Raw genomic sequence first — 15,712 nt, forward strand, 5'->3', positions numbered from 1 at the left:
ATCAAAAAAGGTGGGGAACATGGGTCGCAAACCGGAAGACTATGCGCGGCTTCTTGCCGGCGCACTCGACAAAATTCATGCAGCAGAATGCCATGGGCTCTCGGAGCCGCTGTCCGAGCACTGCGTGCGCGTGATCGGCCAGACCATCGCAGCCGCGATGGACGAGGCGCGAAAAATCCATATCGAACAGGAGCTTGTGGCGATGCGTGAACGCCGCGAGCGAATCCATCTGCATTCCTGATTGTGAGATCGGCGGACTGCTCCCTGCGAGACAGCCGCGCCGCCTTGCTGGTCAAGCGTGGAAACACGTCGTAGAACGGGCACGCCCCGGCTGCGCCGTCGCTCCGTACTGCTTCCGCCGTTTTCGGCCTGGATGTACGAATGGTCGCGTTCCGCGCGCCGGGCGTGACAGGGCAGGATGAGAGCGGCGGAGGGCTGACATGACCGATTGGGGCAAAACCGGCAACGGCAGGATCGCACTGGTGACGGGTGGTGGCACGGGCATAGGCCTTGCCATTGCGCGGGGCCTGAGTGCGGAGGGATATCGGGTCGTCATCACCGGCCGTCGTGCGGACGTGCTGGAAAAGGCGGCGGCGGATATTTCCGGTGAGACCGGCAATGCGGTCCGTGCCATCGCCTGCGATGTCGGCAAGCCGGACGACGTTGCTGCGGCGTTCGAGGCGGTGAAGCGGGAATTCGGCCGGCTCGACGTACTCGTCAACAATGCCGGCTCCAATGTGTCGCCGGCCCTGCTGGAGGACATTCCCTTCGAGGAATGGTCGAGCATCCTCGCCGCCAACCTCACGGGCGCCTTCCTCTGCACCCAGCATGCCTTCCGGATCATGAAGGCGCAAGCGCCGCGCGGCGGGCGCATCATCAACAACGGCTCGATTTCCGCGACCGCGCCGCGCCCGAATTCCGCGCCCTACACAGCGACGAAACACGCCATCACCGGCCTCACCAAATCGACGGCGCTCGACGGGCGCAAATACGACATCGCCTGCGGCCAGATCGATATCGGCAACGCCGCCACCGACATGACATCGAAGATGAATGCCGGCGTGTTGCAGGCGAACGGCGAGGTCGCGAGCGAACCGACCATGTCAGTCAAGCACGTCGCCGAGGCCGTGATCTACATGGCGAGCCTGCCGCTGGACGCGAATGTTCTGACGATGACCGTGATGGCGACCAACATGCCGTTCGTCGGGCGGGGGTAGGGGTTATCGCCGCCGGGGCTCGCCCCCCTCGGCATAGACCGTCTTCTGCTGGAACTTGAAGATGTGGCCGCAGCGGCAGCGGATCATGTGCCTGTCTGGATATTTCGACGGGCGCTCCGTGAGGAAGCCCGGCGGCAGCGCGTCGATCTTGAAATCCGGGTCCTTGCGCGTCGGCATGTCGTCTTCCGAGACTTCAGCATAGCCGGAATTGCCGCACATGGCGCATTCGAGTTTGCGCGAATAGCGGTCGCGGGCGGCCATGGGCGATTCCTTCGTTGGGTGCGGTTTGCCCGTTAATAGGCATCGCGCCTGTTGGTTTCAATGCCTCATGCCGCAAGCAGCGCCTGGAGCACGGCGATGATGCGCCGGTGCTGGTGGGCGTGGCGGGTGCGCACGTTGACGGCGGCATAGACGGCCTGGGCGATCGGCTCGGCGCCTCCCACGCGGCTGACGGCGCCAGTTCGCAGTAGCCGTTTCGCATCCGCCTCCGTCACGAAGGCCGAGCCGCCGAGTTTCTGCATCAGGGCCAGGATCGCCGTCGTCTCGCCGCTGGCGATCGGCGCGGTGGAAAGCGCCGGATGGGCCTGCCGGTGCAGCCGGTCGAAGGCGGGGGAATAGACGGCCTGGATATAGTCCTCCGGCCGCACATCCTCGATCCGGCTCACCTTGTTGCTCACCATCTCGTAATGCACGTCGCCGATACGCTCGTAGTGCAGGTCGGGCAGGTAATGCGGCGTGAAGAGGATGGCGAGATCGAGGTCTCCCGCGCCGAGATCGCGGTTCATCTGGCTGGAATAGTCCACTTCCAGATAGATCGAGGTTCCCGGCAATTCCTTGCGCACCGCCGCCAGCCAGTCACCGGCATAATGGGCGGCCAGATCATGCTGCAGGCCGATGCGCATCGAGCGTTCGTAGGCGCCGGCCGTCTCCACCGCGCGCGTCGCCTCATGCCATTGATGTTGTAGGGCTTTCGCGTGGTCGAGAAAGCGCAGGCCGGCGGCGGTCGGCTGCGTGCCGCCCTTGTTGCGGGCGAAGAGTTTTCGCGCAAACAGCGCCTCCAGCGCATTGATGCGATGGGTGACCGTCGATTGCGTGATGTTCAGCCGCTCCGCCGTCCGGTTGAAGTTGCGGGTTTCCATCAGGTCGAGGAATGTCTCAATCAGAACGATCTGCATGAATGCGCCGTGTTTTTCCGAGTGTTTGACGGAAGTGTAATCGGTACTGTCGATTAATAAAGCGATTTTCGCCCGCTTGCCGCAAAGGCCTTTGGTTGCCACAAATCCGGGGCAACGAAGGGGAAAAGAATGTCTGCACTGCCAAGCCATGCCCGTGTCGTCATCATCGGTGGAGGTGCCATCGGGGCGTCGGCGCTGTATCATCTAGCCAAGGCCGGATGGACGGATTGCGTGCTGCTGGAAAAGAACGAGCTGACTGCCGGCTCGACCTGGCATGCCGCCGGCAACGTGCCGACCTTCTCGTCTTCCTGGTCGATCATGAACATGCAGCGCTATTCGGCATCGCTTTATCGCGAGCTGGGCGATCTGGTCGATTACCCCATGAACTACCACGTCACCGGCTCGATCCGCCTCGGCCATTCCAAGCAGCGGTTGCAGGAGCTCAAGCGCGTCGTCGGCATGGGGCGCTATCAGGGCATGGACCTCGATATCCTCTCGCCCGACGAGATGCGCTCGAAATATCCTTTCCTCGAAACGCATGACCTGACCGGCGCACTCTATGATCCCTATGACGGCGACATCGACCCCGCGCAGTTGACCCAGGCGCTCGCTAAGGGCGCGCGCGATATGGGCGCGAAGATCTTCCGCTTCTGCCCGGCCACCGGCGCGCGCCGCGAGGGCGACGAATGGGTGATCTCCACGCCGCAGGGCGAGATCCGCTGCGAGAAGGTCGTCAACGCCGCCGGTTATTATGCCCGCGAGGTGGGGAAATGGTTCGGCCGCGATGTGCCGATGATGGTGATGAGCCATCAATATATGCTGTTCGAGGAAATCCCGGAACTGGCCGCCTGGTCGCGCGAGGCGGGCCACAAGCTGCCGCTGCTGCGCGACGTCGACAGCTCCTATTACCTCCGTCAGGAAAAGACGGGCATGAATCTCGGCCCCTATGAACGGAACTGCAAGGCGCATTGGGTGACGCCTGATGATCCGATGCCCGACGATTTCTCGTTCCAGCTTTTCCCCGACGATCTCGACCGTCTCGAATGGTATCTGAACGACGCCGTCGAGCGCGTGCCGATCCTCGGCACCGCAGGCCTGTCGCGCATGATCAACGGCCCGATCCCCTATGCGCCTGATGGCAATCCGCTGCTCGGCCCTATGCCCGGCGTGCCGAACGCATTCGAGGCCTGCGTCTTCACCTTCGGCATCTGCCAGGCAGGCGGTGCCGGCAAGGTGCTGGCCGAATGGGTAACGGAAGGCGAGACGGAGTGGGACATGTGGTCCTGCGATCCGCGTCGCTACACGTCCTTTGCCGCCGACAAGGACTATTGCGTCGCCAAGGGCATGGAAATCTATGGCCACGAATATGCCATGCACTTCCCCAAGCACGCCTGGCCGGCCGGTCGCGACCGGAAGCTCTCGCCGATCCATGACCGCATCAAGGCACTCGGCGCGCAGTTCAAACCCTATAACGGCTGGGAGCGCGCCAACTGGTATGCAGCGCCGGGCGATGATCTCTCGGAGCAGTCGACCCAGACCTGGAACCGCGAGGGGCCGTGGCGGCCGCGCATCGAGGCGGAGTGCCGCGCCGTCACCGAGGCCGCCGGCATTCTCGATCTTCCCGGCTTCTCGCGCTTCCGCGTGAAGGGCGAGGGGGCGACGGCTTGGCTCTCATCCCTCATCACCGGCAAGGTGCCGAAACCCGGCCGCATCGGCCTTGCCTATTTCTCCGACGACAAGGGCCGCATCGTCACGGAAATGTCGGTCATGATGCTGGACGAGGATTTCTTCTTCCTCATCACCGCCGCGACCGCCCAGTGGCACGATTTCGAATGGCTGCAAAAGCACTTGCCCAAGGATACCGCCTTTACCATCGACGACGTGACGGAAAACTTCTCCTGTCAGATCCTGTCCGGCCCGAAGTCCCGCGCCATTCTCGCGGATGTCACCGATGCCGACCTTTCCAAGGGCTGGCTGACGCATCAGAGCTGCCAGATCGCCGGCCGCTGGTGCCAGCTGGTGCGCGTTTCCTTTGCCGGCGAGCTTGGCTGGGAAATCCATACGAAGGTGGAAGATACTGCCGTGATCTTCGATGCCGTCTGGGCCGCCGGCCAGAAGCATGGCCTGAAACCCTTCGGCATGGAGGCGCTGGACAGCCTGCGCATCGAGAAGAGCTATCGCGCCTGGAAGGGCGATCTTTCGACCGACTACACGATCCTGCAAGGCGGCCTCGACCGTTTCGTCGATTGGGCGAAACCCGATTTCAAGGGCAAGGCGGCGTTGGAGCGGGAGAAGCAGCAGGGCGTGACCAAGCGCTTTGTGACGCTGACGGTGGAGGCCGGCGAGTGCGATGCGCCCTACATGTCGACGCTCTGGCATGGCGGCAAGGTGGTCGGCGAGACGACCTCCGGCAACTGGGGCTATCGCGTCGGCAAATCCATCGCGCTCGGCATGCTGAGGGCTGAGCTTGCCGTGCCGGGCACGGAAATCGAGGTGGAAATCTACGGTGAGCGTTTCAAGGCGGTGGTCCAGCCCGACGGCCCGCTCTTCGACCCGAACAATGAAAGACTGCGCGCATGAGCAAACCCATTCCCTCCAAGGCGAGAGCCGTCATTATCGGCGGCGGTGTCTCCGGCTGCTCGGTCGCCTACCATCTGGCCAAACTCGGCTGGACGGATGTGGTGCTGCTGGAGCGCAAGCAGCTGACGTCGGGTACCACCTGGCATGCCGCCGGCCTCATCGGCCAGCTGCGCGCCTCGCAGAACATGACGCGGCTCGCCAAATATTCCGCCGATCTCTACACCAAGCTCGAGGCCGAGACCGGCATCGGCACGGGCATGCGCCAGTGCGGCTCGATGACGGTCGCGCTGACGGAAGAGCGCAAGGAAGAGATCTACCGTCAGGCCTCGCTCGCCCGCGCCTTCGATGTCGATGTGCGCGAAATCTCCGTCGACGAGGTGAAGGCGATGTATCCGCACCTCAACACGGCGGATGTGAAGGCGGCCGTGCATCTGCCGCTCGACGGCCAGTGCGATCCGGCCAATATCGCGATGGCCTTGGCAAAGGGCGCGCGGCAGAACGGCGCGACCGTCATCGAGAACGTCAAGGTGACCTCCGTCGTCACCAAGGACGGCCGCGTCACCGGCGTGACCTGCGAACAGAACGGCGAGACCTTCACCATCGAGACGGAGAATGTCGTCAACGCCGCCGGCATGTGGGGGCGCACACTGGCCGATATGTCCGGCGTGACGCTGCCGCTGCATGCCTGCGAGCATTTCTACATCGTCACCGAGCCGATCCCGAACCTCCAGCGCCTGCCGGTGCTGCGCGTTCCCGACGAATGCACCTATTACAAGGAGGATGCCGGCAAGATGCTGATCGGCGCCTTCGAGCTGAAGGCCAAGCCGTGGGGCATGGACGGCATTTCGGAAGATTTCTGCTTCGACCAATTGCCGGAGGATTTCGATCACTTCCAGCCGATCCTCGAAAACGCCATCAACCGTTTGCCGATGCTGGAAACCGCCGGCATTCACACCTTCTTCAACGGACCGGAAAGCTTTACGCCCGACGACCGCTACTATCTCGGTGAAGCGCCGCAGCTGAAGGGCTATTGGGTCGCCGCCGGCTACAATTCCATTGGCATTGTCTCCTCCGGTGGCGCCGGCATGGCGCTGGCGCAGTGGATGAACGATGGCGAGGCGCCCTTCGATCTCTGGGAGGTCGATATCCGCCGCGCCCAGCCCTTCCAGCGCAACCGCACCTATCTGAAGGATCGCGTCTCCGAAACGCTTGGCCTGCTCTATGCCGACCATTTCCCCTACCGCCAGATGGCGACGGCGCGCGGCGTGCGGCGCTCGCCGCTGCATGAGCACCTGAAGGCGCGTGGCGCCGTCTTCGGCGAAGTCGCCGGCTGGGAGCGCGCCAACTGGTTCGCCAAAGAGGGGCAGGAGCGGGAATACCGCTATTCCTGGAAGCGGCAGAACTGGTTCGAGAACCAGAAGGAAGAACACCTCGCAGTCCGCAACGGCGTCGGCTTGTTCGACATGACCTCCTTCGGCAAGATCCGCGTGGAGGGCCGCGATGCGCTGGCCTTCCTGCAAAAGCTGTGCGCCAACCAGATGGATGTCGCGCCTGGCAAGATCGTCTATACCCAGATGCTCAACGCCCGTGGCGGCATCGAGAGCGACCTGACGGTGACGCGTCTTTCGGAGACGGCCTTCTTCCTCGTCGTGCCCGGCGCGACACTCCAGCGCGACCTTGCCTGGCTGCGCAAGCATCTGAAGGACGAGTTCGTCGTCATCACGGATGTGACGGCGGCGGAAAGCGTGCTCTGCGTCATGGGGCCGAAGGCGCGCGATCTGGTGCAGAAGGTCAGCCCGAACGATTTTTCTAATGCGGCGCATCCCTTCGCTTCGGCGCGCGAGATCGAGATCGGCATGGGCCTCGCCCGCGCACACCGCGTCACCTATGTCGGCGAACTCGGCTGGGAGCTTTATGTCTCCACCGACCAGACCGCGCATGTCTTCGAGGCGCTGGAGGAAGCGGGGGCCGATGTCGGTCTGAAGCTCTGTGGCTTGCATACGCTGGATTCGTGCCGCATCGAAAAGGCCTTCCGCCATTTCGGCCACGATATCACCGACGAGGACCATGTGCTGGAAGCTGGCCTCGGCTTTGCGGTGCGTACCAAGAAGGGCGATTTCATCGGCCGTGATGCGGTGCTGCGCAAGGAGGAGGAGGGGCTGAAGCGCCGCATGGTGCAGTTCAAGCTGACCGATGCCGAGCCGCTGCTCTTCCACAATGAGGCGCTGGTGCGAGACGGCCAGATCGTCTCGACCATCACCTCGGGCAATTACGGCCATTTCCTCGGCGGCGCCATCGGCATGGGCTATGTGCCTTGCGCCGGAGAAAGCGAGGCGGATGTGCTGGCCTCGAGCTACGAGGTCGAGATCGCCGGCACACGCGTGAAGGCGGAAGCCTCGCTCGTGCCGATGTACGATCCGAAGTCGGAGAGGGTGCGGGCATGACCAGTCTTGCCGCACGCCACCAGCGTTTCCACGACCTGCATCAGTCGGGTTGCTTCGTCATCCCGAACCCCTGGGATATCGGTTCCGCCCGCATGATGGCGGCGTTGGGCGCCGTGGCGCTCGCCACCACCTCCGCCGGTTTCGCCTTCACGCTCGGCCGGCCGGATATGGGCCGGGTGACGCGCGAGGAATCCTTGAGGCACGCGGAAGACATCGTGCGCGCCACGCCGCTTCCCGTCTCCGGCGATTTCGAGAACGGCTTTGCCGATGCGCCTGACGATGTTGCCGAGACGATCCGGCTTGCCGCCGAAGTCGGCCTGTCCGGTTGCTCCATCGAAGACACGCAAATGGTCGACGGCAATCCGGCCTATGCGTTCGACCTTGCCGTCGAGCGCATCCGCGCCGCCGTCGATGCCGCCCGCTCGCTCGGCCGCCCCTTCATTCTCTGTGCCCGCGCCGATGGCGTGATGAACGGCGTCTATGATCTCGACGAGGCGATCCGCCGTATCCAGGCCTTCGAAAAGGCCGGCGCCGATCTCGTCTATGTGCCGGTACCGCCGGGCGAGGCGGAGTTGCGCCGCGTCGTGCAGTCGGTGTCGACGCCGGTCAATGCGCTGGCCGCCGGGCCGCTGCGCCAGCTCACTGTGCCCGAGCTTGCCGCCATGGGTGTGCGCCGCATTTCGCTCGGATCGATGATCGCCCGCGTCACCCACGCGGCCATCGCCGAGCAGATGGACGCCATCGTCAAGGATGGCAGTTTCGCTAAATTGTCCGCCGCTGCGTCGGGGGACCTCATCAACAGAATGCTTGCCGCGGGAGCGGGGGAGACGGATCATGAGTGAAGCAGCAACCTTGTCCTCCCGCCGCGCCGGCGGCCGCGCCGCCCGCGTCGCCATGCGTGCCGCGCCGCTCGCGGAAAACGTTCGGCCGATCCGTCCGGGCCTGCCCGGCGGCCAGTACAAGCCGCTGACGGATGCGAATGTGCGCCGCATCCACGAGGCGGCCCTCGATGCGCTGGAAAATATCGGCCTTGCCAATGCCCCGAAATCCGGCGTGGAGATCATGACCCGCGCCGGCGCCATCCTCGGCGAGGATGGGCGGTTGCGTTTCCCGCGTGCGCTGGTGGAGGACATGCTGGCTATCGCAGCGCGCGACATCACGCTGCATGGCCGCGATCCGAAATACGACCTCGAATTGTCGGGCACGCGCGTCTATTACGGCACGGCGGGTGCTGCGGTGCATATCGTCGATGTCGAGAAACGGGAATACCGCGAATCGACGGCGAAGGACCTCTTCAACGCCGCCCAGCTCGTGCACCATCTCGACAACATCCATTTCTTCCAGCGCGCGATGGTCTGCCGCGACGTGGCCGACAATTTCCTGATGGACATCAACACGCTCTATGGCTGCTGCGCCGGCACGTCCAAACATGTCGGCACCAGCTTCTCCGATCCGTCGCATGTCGCCGGCTGCTTCGACCTCATCCACATGATGGCGGGCGGCGAGGACAAGTGGCGGGCGCGGCCCTTCGTGTCGAACTCCAACTGCTTCGTCGTGCCGCCGATGAAATTTGCCGAAGAGAGCTGCATCACCATGGAGGCCTGCATCCGGGCCGGCATGCCGATCCTGCTGCTCTCGGCAGGGCAGGCGGGCGCGACGGCCCCGGCGCCGCTCGCCACGGCCATCGTGCAGGCGGTTGCCGAGTGCCTCGCGGGCGTCGTCTATGTCAACGCCATGGCGCCCGGCCATCCGGCAATCTTCGGCACCTGGCCCTTCGTCTCGGATCTCAGAACCGGCGCGATGTCCGGCGGCTCGGGCGAGCAAGCGCTGCTGACGGCCGGCTGCGCGCAGATGCACCAGTTCTACGGCCTGCCGGGCGGTGCCGCCGCCGGCATCGCTGATTCGAAACTGCCCGATATGCAGGCCGGCTGGGAACAGGCGATCTCCAACGTCATGGCGGGCCTTTCCGGCCTCAACATGGTCTATGAATCGGTCGGCATGCACGCCTCTCTGCTCGGCTTCTGCCTTGAAAGCCTCGTGCTCGGCGATGACCTGCTTGGCCAGGTACAGCGCTGCGTGCGCGGCATCGATGTCACGGAAGACTCCGTCTCGCTGGAGACGATGCGCTCCGTCTGCCTCGATGGCCCCGGTCACTATCTCGGCGACCCGCAGACGCTGTCGCTGATGCAGACGGAATATGTCTATCCCGTCGTCGCCGACCGCACGAGCCCGAAGGAATGGGCCGAGATCGGCCGGCCGGACCTTGTGCAGAAGGCCATCGAGCGCAAGAACCGCATCCTCTCCGAGGCCGGCGGGCCGCTCTTCGACTTCGCGACGGACCAGGCGGTGCGCGAGAAGTTCAAGATCTATTTCTGAACGGATGGGTGAGCGCTCTCGTGCATTGATTCACGGAAGCGCTCCATCCCTTTGATTTGCCTAGCCCGCGCGGCGATCGAAATGGGTGCGCAGCGAGACATGTGTCTGCACGGTCGCGATGCCCGGCGTCGTCGCGATCTGGCGGCGCACCGTGTCCAGTTCGGCATTGGACGTGCATTCGACGAGCAGCATCAGATCCGTCGGCCCCGCGAGCGACCAGCAGGTCACGACATTGGGGATACCGGTGAGATGCGGCACGATATGGTCGCAGTTGCGGCCCTGCTGGAAGCCGACGGCGATTAGCGCTTCCACACCGGCGCGGTCCCTGTCGATGCCAAGCTTCACCGTATAGCCGGCGATCACGCCCTTCGCCTCCAGCCGCCGGATGCGCTCGTGCACGGCACTGCGCGAAAGGCCGGTGTGGCGCGCGAGCTCCACGAGGCTCTGGCGGGCATCGGCGCGAAGGGCGGCGATGAGCAATCTGTCCTTCTCATCAAGCTCGTTCATCCGGAAAATTCTCCTCCGGCCGGACGATCGTCCGGCACTCCGTCTCCTTGCTGCGCGAAACCGGACGGAAAAGCAACTATTCGTCTGGTATCGCTTCAAGGAGAAACCGATGCCGACCCTACCCCACAATGCCGTCCTGATCCCGATCGACATGCAGCAGGCTTTCGATGCCGCGCCCTGGGCGTCGCGCTGGAACGACAGGCTGGACGAGAATGGCCTTGCGCTTCTTGCCGCCTGGCGCGGCGCCGGCCGGCCGGTCATCCATGTCTGCCACGACAGCGCGGAGCCGAACTCGACGCTGCGCCGTGAAAACCCCGGCAACGCGCTGCGCCCCGGCTTCGAGCCGCAAGCGGATGAGCCGCTGGTGCGCAAGAGCGTCAACGCCGCCTTCATCGGCACGGATCTCGATCTGCGCCTGCGCCGCCTCGGCGTCGATACGGTCGTGTTGTTCGGCATTTCGACGGATATGTGCGTATCGACCAGCGTGCGCGTCGGCGCCAATATGGGCTATCGGGTTCTGCTCGTGGAGGATGCCTGCGATTGCTTCGACCTGCCGGACGGCGCCGGCGGCACGATTGCCGCGCGCGATGTCCACCGCACCCATATCGCGACCCTGCGGCACGAGTTCGCCACGGTGCTCAGGACCGCCGACGTTCTGGCCGCCCTTTAACGGGTGAGGGCGCGCACGTTCCTGACGCCGTAGTCGAATTTCGGCGCCGTGATGGGCGTGAGATCGCTGCCGGGGAAGACGGCGAAGGTCGAGAAATCGGCGCTTTCCCCCGGCAGCACGCGCAACACGATGAGCGCATCGTCGCGCCCGACCTCGCGGCAGGTGCCGGCGGGGCAATCGGAGAACACCACGTCCAGCCAGAAGGATTGCATCGGCACCGTGCCGCTGTTCGTCACCTGGCCGGTGACGCGGTAGCTGGTCTTCGGCTGGCCGACGGTCGCCTGCATTTCGGAGAGCGTGACGACATCGGCCGACAGCGCCGGGGTCTCGGCGGTGGGGGTAGCGACCGTGCCGGACGGGCTGCGGTCCTCGACGAACCAGATGAGCAGGGCGGCGGCAAGGCCGATGGCCACGACGATGGTGAGGACGGGCTCGACCCAGCTCTGAAACCGCCGGAAGCGCAGTGCGAGATAAAGAATGGCCGCCGCCGCAACCGCAAATGCCCAGATCATTCAGGTCCTCCTGGGCATGATATAGCCTGCGCGGCGGATCACCGGAAGGGTGGAGCCGTTCAATTCGGCTTGAGCGCGATCCAATAGGCGCCGTCGAAGGGCACGGCGGCGAACTTTTCGTTGATTTCCTTCAGTGTCGCATCGGGATCGACATCGGCAAAGAGGTCCGGGCGCAGCCAGTGGGCGAAGGCTTCGGCGGCGAGCACGTTGAGCGGCACGGCGTTGAAGAAGTTCCACAGGCCGTACACGCGCTCTTCCTTCACAGCCTTCAGGCCTGACAGCATGGGGCCTTTCACGGCGCGGCCGAGCGTCTCGCGCGCTTCGGCGGGATCCACACCGGGGCCGACGGAGAAGGTACTGTAGGTGCCGCCCGGCGAGGCCGTCGCGATATAGACATCCGGCTCCGCCGCGACGATGAATTCCAGATTGACGATGCCACCCTGCGCCGGCAGGCTTTCGGCGATGTTGCGGCTGCCGGTGATGGCGATGAAGGCGCCGAGGCCGCCGGTGCCATAGGCATAGCAGCACTTTTCCGGGTTCGGGAACGCGTCCATCAGCACGCTCGGGCCGGGCTCCGGATGGTCTGCCACGCGATCGCGGATGCGCTTGACGCGGGCGTTGTAGAAATCGGCGAAGGCATTGGCCTGCTCCTCGCGGTTCAGCACCCTGCCAAGCAGGCGCATGTTGCCGGCGGTGTTGTTCAGCGCATCGCTATTGAAGTCGACGACGACGACGGGAACGCCGGTCTGTTCGAGATAGCCGATCGCCTGCCTGCCGAGTTCGGTGTCGGCCTGCCAGTTGGCGAGGATGGCGAGATCGGCCTTCAGCGAGAGGGTCGCCTCGAAGGACATGGTGATACCGTCGCCAATGATCGGCACCTGCTCGATGGCGGGGAACTTGTCCTTGAAACGGGCGTAGATTTCCGGGTTGTCGCCCTTCATGTCGCTGGCCCAGCCGGCAAGCAGGCTCACCGGATCGGGATGGATCAGCGACAGCGCCACCAGATTGAAACCGCTGCCGAGGAGGATCGCCTTCGGCTGTGCCGGAATGGTTACGTCGCGGCCGAGCGCATCCTTGACGGTCAGTGGATAGTGCACCTCCGCGCGAAGGGGCAGGGCGGCGACCAGCAGGAAGGCGGCGGCGAGGAAGGCGAGGATGCGCATGGTCATTGCTTTCGGGGTTCGGGCTTTCTCAGTTCAGGCAGGGCGCAGAGTTCACCGCAGCCGGGAATGCCCGGCAGCATGTAGCGCAGGCAGCAGACCTTTCGGCGACACTGCGTGGTGCCGGCGTCGAGTTCGTGGCGCAGGCATCCGTGGAAAGGGTTGCGGCTGCCGTTGGCCAGCAGCGGGCAGTCGAAGAGCGGGCGCGAAGGCCAGGGATCGTCGCCTTCCGGCGGCGCGCGGTCCGTCACGTTGAAGGCATAGTCGATATAGACGGCGGCGTTGTTCCAGGCGAGTTTCGGCGCGATGCCGGATTTTTCCTTGAGGAGCGCCACGGCACGAGCAAGGTGTGCGTCGACCAGCGGCGTGATGAAGCCGAGGAGATCGTCGCCCTCGCTCCAGTCCCCCTCATGCGGCAGGCCGAAGGCGCGCGGCAGGCCGTCATCGCCGATGGCGATGGTCATCTGATCGAACGCGATCGGCAGCGCGCGTTCGGCCCGGCGCGCGATGATATAGGGGATGGTCAGGGTCGAGAAATAATAGAGCGACCAGAAGGAGGCCGCCGCGCGCCGGTCCGCATTGCCGTAGCCTGCGGCGAACCGGTCGAGCGTTTCGGAAAAGCCGCTCCCTGTCAGGAAATCGGCAAGCGGTATCGCGCCCTCGAGGTCCGACGAGAGCATCATCTTCTCGCCGCACCAGGCATGTTCACCGGTAAACACCGCTTTCAGGCCATCAGGCCTGAAAGCGGTGTCGCGGTCCCCTGAGGAGAGCGTCGTCAAGGGCTTACCACGAATATTTCAGGCTGCCGATGACCGTGCGGCCCTGATCGCGGTAGCAATAGCCGGCCGAGCAAACGGAGTCCTGCCGGTTGAACAGGTTCGTCGCGTTGACCTGGAGCTTCAGGCCTTCGTAGTCCTTGTTGATAGCCGAGAAATCGAAATCGATCGCGGCATCGACGAGGGCGCGCGACTTGTTCTTGCTGATATTGGCGTCGTCACCATAGCTTGCGCCGAGGAAGCGGACACCGGCGCCCAGCCCAAGGCCGCTCAGCGGGCCATCTTCCGGCATGTCGTAATGCGCCCAGAGCGATGCCATGTGGCGCGGCACGGAGGACACTTCGTTTCCGATCGTGCCGGTCGGGCCGTCCAGGATTTCGGTCTGCGTGTAGCTATAGGACGCGATCAGCGAGAGGCCGTTGTCCAGCGAGGTGTTCGCCTCGAATTCGAAGCCGCGCGAGCGGATCTCGCCACGCTGCACCTGAATGTTCGCCGGGCCGCTCGGCAGGTCGACGACCTCGTAATAGAGGCTGTTCGACTGGTCGATGTTGAAGAGCGCAGCCGTCAGCAGCGTGTTGCTGTCCGGCAGCAGGTACTTCACGCCGACTTCTTCCTGCTCGCTTTCCGTCGCTTTGAACGGGTTGCCGGTTTCCTGGTTGACGCCTGCATTGGGAGAGAAGGCGGTCGAATAGGTGGCATAGGGGGTAATGCCCCAAGGCGTTTCGTAGGTCACGCCTGCACGCCAGGTAAAGGCGCGGTCCTTCTGGTTGATGGTATCCAACGCGCCGGAGGCGAGATCCGTGTTGTCGGTATCCGTCGAAACCCAGTCGTAGCGGCCGCCCAGTGTGAAGGTGAGGGCGTCGTAGCGAATCTGGTCCTGCAGATAGACGCCGGTGATGAGCTGGTCCTGTACGCTCTTCGTCTGGAAGGCGATCGGATCGGTCGGCCGGCCGGCCGTCGGGTTCTTCGTGTCGAGCGGCGGCGTCGAGCCGTAGCCGTTGAGCGATTTCCAGTAGATCTTGGTGAAGTCGATGCCACCGATCATCGTGTGCTCGAGCGCGCCGGTATCGAACTTCGCTTCGAGCTGGTTATCGACCGTATAGGTGTTCAGCCATTCCTCGAAGCTGCCGGCGCTGCTGTCGAGCAGCGTGGGATCGACGGCGTTCGGCTGGTAGGCGAAGGCCCAGTCCGCATCGACATTCAGCCACGAGGCGCGCGCGTTCTGGCGGAAGACGAAGGTGTCGTTCAGGCGATGTTCGAATTCGTAGCCGATACGGCCCTGGTTCTGGATGGAATCATTGAAGGCGGGGTTGCCAGCGAAGAAATCGCTCACCTCGGTGCCGTCGAAATAGTAGGCCGCCGTGCCGCCGGTCTTGGTGCGGGAATATTCGCCCAGAATGGTCAGCTTGGTGTCTTCATCCGGCTTCCAGGTGAAGGCCGGTGCGATATAGGCGCGGTCGTCGGGAACGCCGACTTGCTCGGTGTCGGAGCTACGCAACAAGCCTGTCAGGCGATAGTAGAAGGGGTCTTCCTCATTGATCGGTCCGGAAACGTCGAACTGGCCCTGGTAGCGGTTGTGGGTGCCGTACTGGACCTCCACCTCGCGAAGAGCCTCTTCCGTCGGGCGCTTGCTGACGAGATTGTAAAGGCCGCCCGCGCCGGCCGGGCCATAGAGTGCGGAAGACGGGCCGCGCAGGATCGACACGCCTTCCAGGCCGTAAGGCTCCGTCTTGAACAGGGAAGATCCGGCGCCGGGCTGGCGCAGGTTGTCGCGGAAAATGCCGATATAGGTCATGTCGAAACCGCGCAGCGTGAAGCTGTCGAAGCGCGGATCGAAACCATAACCGCCAACCCGCACACCCGGCGTATAGGAGACGGCGTCGAGAAGGTTCTGCGGCTTGCGGTCTTCCAGCTGGTCCTTGGTGACCGAAGAGACCGACTGGGGCGTCTGGACGAAGGGCGTGTCGGTCTTGGCGCCCGTCGCGCTGCTCTTGCCGACATAGCCGTCCGCGGTGATGACGCCGCCGCTGCCGCCGTTGACCACGACCTCTTCGAGAACGGTCGCGCCGTTATCGGCGGTCGCGGCCTGGTCCTGTGCCGAAGCCATGGCGGCCAGCGTCAGGAGAGAGGTTCCGGCGAGCGCCAGCCGGAGCAGCGTGCGGGTGCGGTTTTGCATGCGGGTCACTTTCTGATGGGACGATCTATAAGATGACCGTTTTTATCAGGATTCCGTGCGCTGCAAAATATTATATGACTGTTGTAGTCATGATTTCGCCACTGTTGCGTGGGCGCAAC

Annotated in this window: 14 protein-coding genes; 7 read left to right on the forward strand and 7 right to left on the reverse strand. The window is 64.1% G+C overall.

Annotated elements, in window-relative coordinates; all coding sequences use genetic code 11:
- Positions 1-19 precede the first annotated feature (19 nt).
- Together AC27VQ_RS13805 and AC27VQ_RS13810 are read left to right on the forward strand one after the other, a co-directional pair.
- Positions 20-241: a hypothetical protein gene (locus tag AC27VQ_RS13805; protein WP_488716710.1), complete on the forward strand. Its 222-nt coding sequence runs from the start codon at positions 20-22 to the stop codon at positions 239-241.
- Between the two features lie 199 nt (positions 242-440).
- The gene (locus AC27VQ_RS13810) at positions 441-1,217 is read left to right on the forward strand and encodes an SDR family oxidoreductase (protein ID WP_488716711.1); all 777 of its coding nucleotides are present in this window, start codon (positions 441-443) and stop codon (positions 1,215-1,217) included.
- Positions 1,218-1,220: 3 nt separating this feature from the next.
- Here AC27VQ_RS13810 and AC27VQ_RS13815 read toward each other — a convergent pair whose 3' ends face one another.
- Positions 1,221-1,478 (reverse strand): hypothetical protein, encoded by a 258-nt coding sequence (locus tag AC27VQ_RS13815; RefSeq protein ID WP_421593047.1) that lies wholly within the window; start codon positions 1,476-1,478, stop codon positions 1,221-1,223.
- A gap of 65 nt (positions 1,479-1,543) precedes the next feature.
- The gene (locus tag AC27VQ_RS13820; RefSeq protein ID WP_488716712.1) at positions 1,544-2,392 is read right to left on the reverse strand and encodes a LysR family transcriptional regulator; all 849 of its coding nucleotides are present in this window, start codon (positions 2,390-2,392) and stop codon (positions 1,544-1,546) included.
- 129 nt (positions 2,393-2,521) lie between these two features.
- Here AC27VQ_RS13820 and AC27VQ_RS13825 point away from each other — a divergent pair, with 129 nt between their 5' ends.
- The 4 genes from AC27VQ_RS13825 to AC27VQ_RS13840 are packed head-to-tail and all read left to right on the forward strand — an operon-like array spanning position 2,522 to position 9,792.
- Positions 2,522-4,972, forward strand: coding sequence for a GcvT family protein (locus AC27VQ_RS13825; RefSeq protein ID WP_488716713.1), 2,451 nt, complete (start codon positions 2,522-2,524; stop codon positions 4,970-4,972).
- Positions 4,969-7,416 carry a GcvT family protein gene (locus AC27VQ_RS13830; protein ID WP_488716714.1) on the forward strand — a complete coding sequence of 816 codons (2,448 nt, stop codon included), beginning with the start codon at positions 4,969-4,971 and terminating at the stop codon, positions 7,414-7,416. Before AC27VQ_RS13825 ends, AC27VQ_RS13830 begins: the two co-directional genes overlap by 4 nt.
- Complete coding sequence (locus AC27VQ_RS13835) at positions 7,413-8,258, forward strand: isocitrate lyase/PEP mutase family protein (RefSeq protein WP_488716715.1); 846 nt, start codon at positions 7,413-7,415, stop codon at positions 8,256-8,258. The genes AC27VQ_RS13830 and AC27VQ_RS13835 overlap by 4 nt, the downstream gene beginning before the upstream one ends.
- A complete protein-coding gene (locus AC27VQ_RS13840) occupies positions 8,251-9,792 on the forward strand; it encodes a trimethylamine methyltransferase family protein (protein WP_488716716.1) in 1,542 nt (513 codons plus the stop codon). The genes AC27VQ_RS13835 and AC27VQ_RS13840 overlap by 8 nt, the downstream gene beginning before the upstream one ends.
- A 60-nt stretch (positions 9,793-9,852) precedes the next feature.
- Here AC27VQ_RS13840 and AC27VQ_RS13845 read toward each other — a convergent pair whose 3' ends face one another.
- Positions 9,853-10,299 carry an Lrp/AsnC family transcriptional regulator gene (locus AC27VQ_RS13845; RefSeq protein WP_488716717.1) on the reverse strand — a complete coding sequence of 149 codons (447 nt, stop codon included), beginning with the start codon at positions 10,297-10,299 and terminating at the stop codon, positions 9,853-9,855.
- Between the two features lie 109 nt (positions 10,300-10,408).
- Here AC27VQ_RS13845 and AC27VQ_RS13850 point away from each other — a divergent pair, with 109 nt between their 5' ends.
- Positions 10,409-10,969, forward strand: coding sequence for a cysteine hydrolase family protein (locus AC27VQ_RS13850; RefSeq protein WP_488716718.1), 561 nt, complete (start codon positions 10,409-10,411; stop codon positions 10,967-10,969).
- Here AC27VQ_RS13850 and AC27VQ_RS13855 read toward each other — a convergent pair.
- The 4 genes from AC27VQ_RS13855 to AC27VQ_RS13870 all read right to left on the reverse strand — a co-directional run bounded on the left by AC27VQ_RS13855 (position 10,966) and on the right by AC27VQ_RS13870 (position 15,593).
- Complete coding sequence (locus tag AC27VQ_RS13855; RefSeq protein ID WP_313530000.1) at positions 10,966-11,481, reverse strand: hypothetical protein; 516 nt, start codon at positions 11,479-11,481, stop codon at positions 10,966-10,968. The two genes, AC27VQ_RS13850 and AC27VQ_RS13855, sit on opposite strands and share 4 nt — an antisense overlap.
- Before the next feature lie 59 nt (positions 11,482-11,540).
- Positions 11,541-12,644 (reverse strand): ABC transporter substrate-binding protein, encoded by a 1,104-nt coding sequence (locus tag AC27VQ_RS13860; RefSeq protein WP_488716879.1) that lies wholly within the window; start codon positions 12,642-12,644, stop codon positions 11,541-11,543.
- Between the two features lie 2 nt (positions 12,645-12,646).
- Positions 12,647-13,324 carry a siderophore-iron reductase FhuF gene (gene fhuF, locus AC27VQ_RS13865; RefSeq protein ID WP_488716880.1) on the reverse strand — a complete coding sequence of 226 codons (678 nt, stop codon included), beginning with the start codon at positions 13,322-13,324 and terminating at the stop codon, positions 12,647-12,649.
- Positions 13,325-13,424: 100 nt separating this feature from the next.
- A complete protein-coding gene (locus AC27VQ_RS13870) occupies positions 13,425-15,593 on the reverse strand; it encodes a TonB-dependent siderophore receptor (protein WP_488716719.1) in 2,169 nt (722 codons plus the stop codon).
- Positions 15,594-15,712: the final 119 nt, after the last annotated feature.

It is taken from the genome of Shinella sp. 20P9.1.1, from assembly GCF_057798995.1.

Excerpts from the sequence above, each read along its gene's own strand:
- AC27VQ_RS13805 (WP_488716710.1), top strand. The coding sequence starts at position 20 with ATGGGTCGCAAACCGGAAGACTATGCGCGGCTTCTTGCCGGCGCACTC.
- AC27VQ_RS13810 (WP_488716711.1), top strand. The coding sequence starts at position 441 with ATGACCGATTGGGGCAAAACCGGCAACGGCAGGATCGCACTGGTGACG.
- AC27VQ_RS13815 (WP_421593047.1), bottom strand. The coding sequence starts at position 1,478 with ATGGCCGCCCGCGACCGCTATTCGCGCAAACTCGAATGCGCCATGTGC.
- AC27VQ_RS13820 (WP_488716712.1), bottom strand. The coding sequence starts at position 2,392 with ATGCAGATCGTTCTGATTGAGACATTCCTCGACCTGATGGAAACCCGC.
- AC27VQ_RS13825 (WP_488716713.1), top strand. The coding sequence starts at position 2,522 with ATGTCTGCACTGCCAAGCCATGCCCGTGTCGTCATCATCGGTGGAGGT.
- AC27VQ_RS13830 (WP_488716714.1), top strand. The coding sequence starts at position 4,969 with ATGAGCAAACCCATTCCCTCCAAGGCGAGAGCCGTCATTATCGGCGGC.
- AC27VQ_RS13835 (WP_488716715.1), top strand. The coding sequence starts at position 7,413 with ATGACCAGTCTTGCCGCACGCCACCAGCGTTTCCACGACCTGCATCAG.
- AC27VQ_RS13840 (WP_488716716.1), top strand. The coding sequence starts at position 8,251 with ATGAGTGAAGCAGCAACCTTGTCCTCCCGCCGCGCCGGCGGCCGCGCC.
- AC27VQ_RS13845 (WP_488716717.1), bottom strand. The coding sequence starts at position 10,299 with ATGAACGAGCTTGATGAGAAGGACAGATTGCTCATCGCCGCCCTTCGC.
- AC27VQ_RS13850 (WP_488716718.1), top strand. The coding sequence starts at position 10,409 with ATGCCGACCCTACCCCACAATGCCGTCCTGATCCCGATCGACATGCAG.
- AC27VQ_RS13855 (WP_313530000.1), bottom strand. The coding sequence starts at position 11,481 with ATGATCTGGGCATTTGCGGTTGCGGCGGCGGCCATTCTTTATCTCGCA.
- AC27VQ_RS13860 (WP_488716879.1), bottom strand. The coding sequence starts at position 12,644 with ATGCGCATCCTCGCCTTCCTCGCCGCCGCCTTCCTGCTGGTCGCCGCC.
- fhuF (WP_488716880.1), bottom strand. The coding sequence starts at position 13,324 with ATGATGCTCTCGTCGGACCTCGAGGGCGCGATACCGCTTGCCGATTTC.
- AC27VQ_RS13870 (WP_488716719.1), bottom strand. The coding sequence starts at position 15,593 with ATGCAAAACCGCACCCGCACGCTGCTCCGGCTGGCGCTCGCCGGAACC.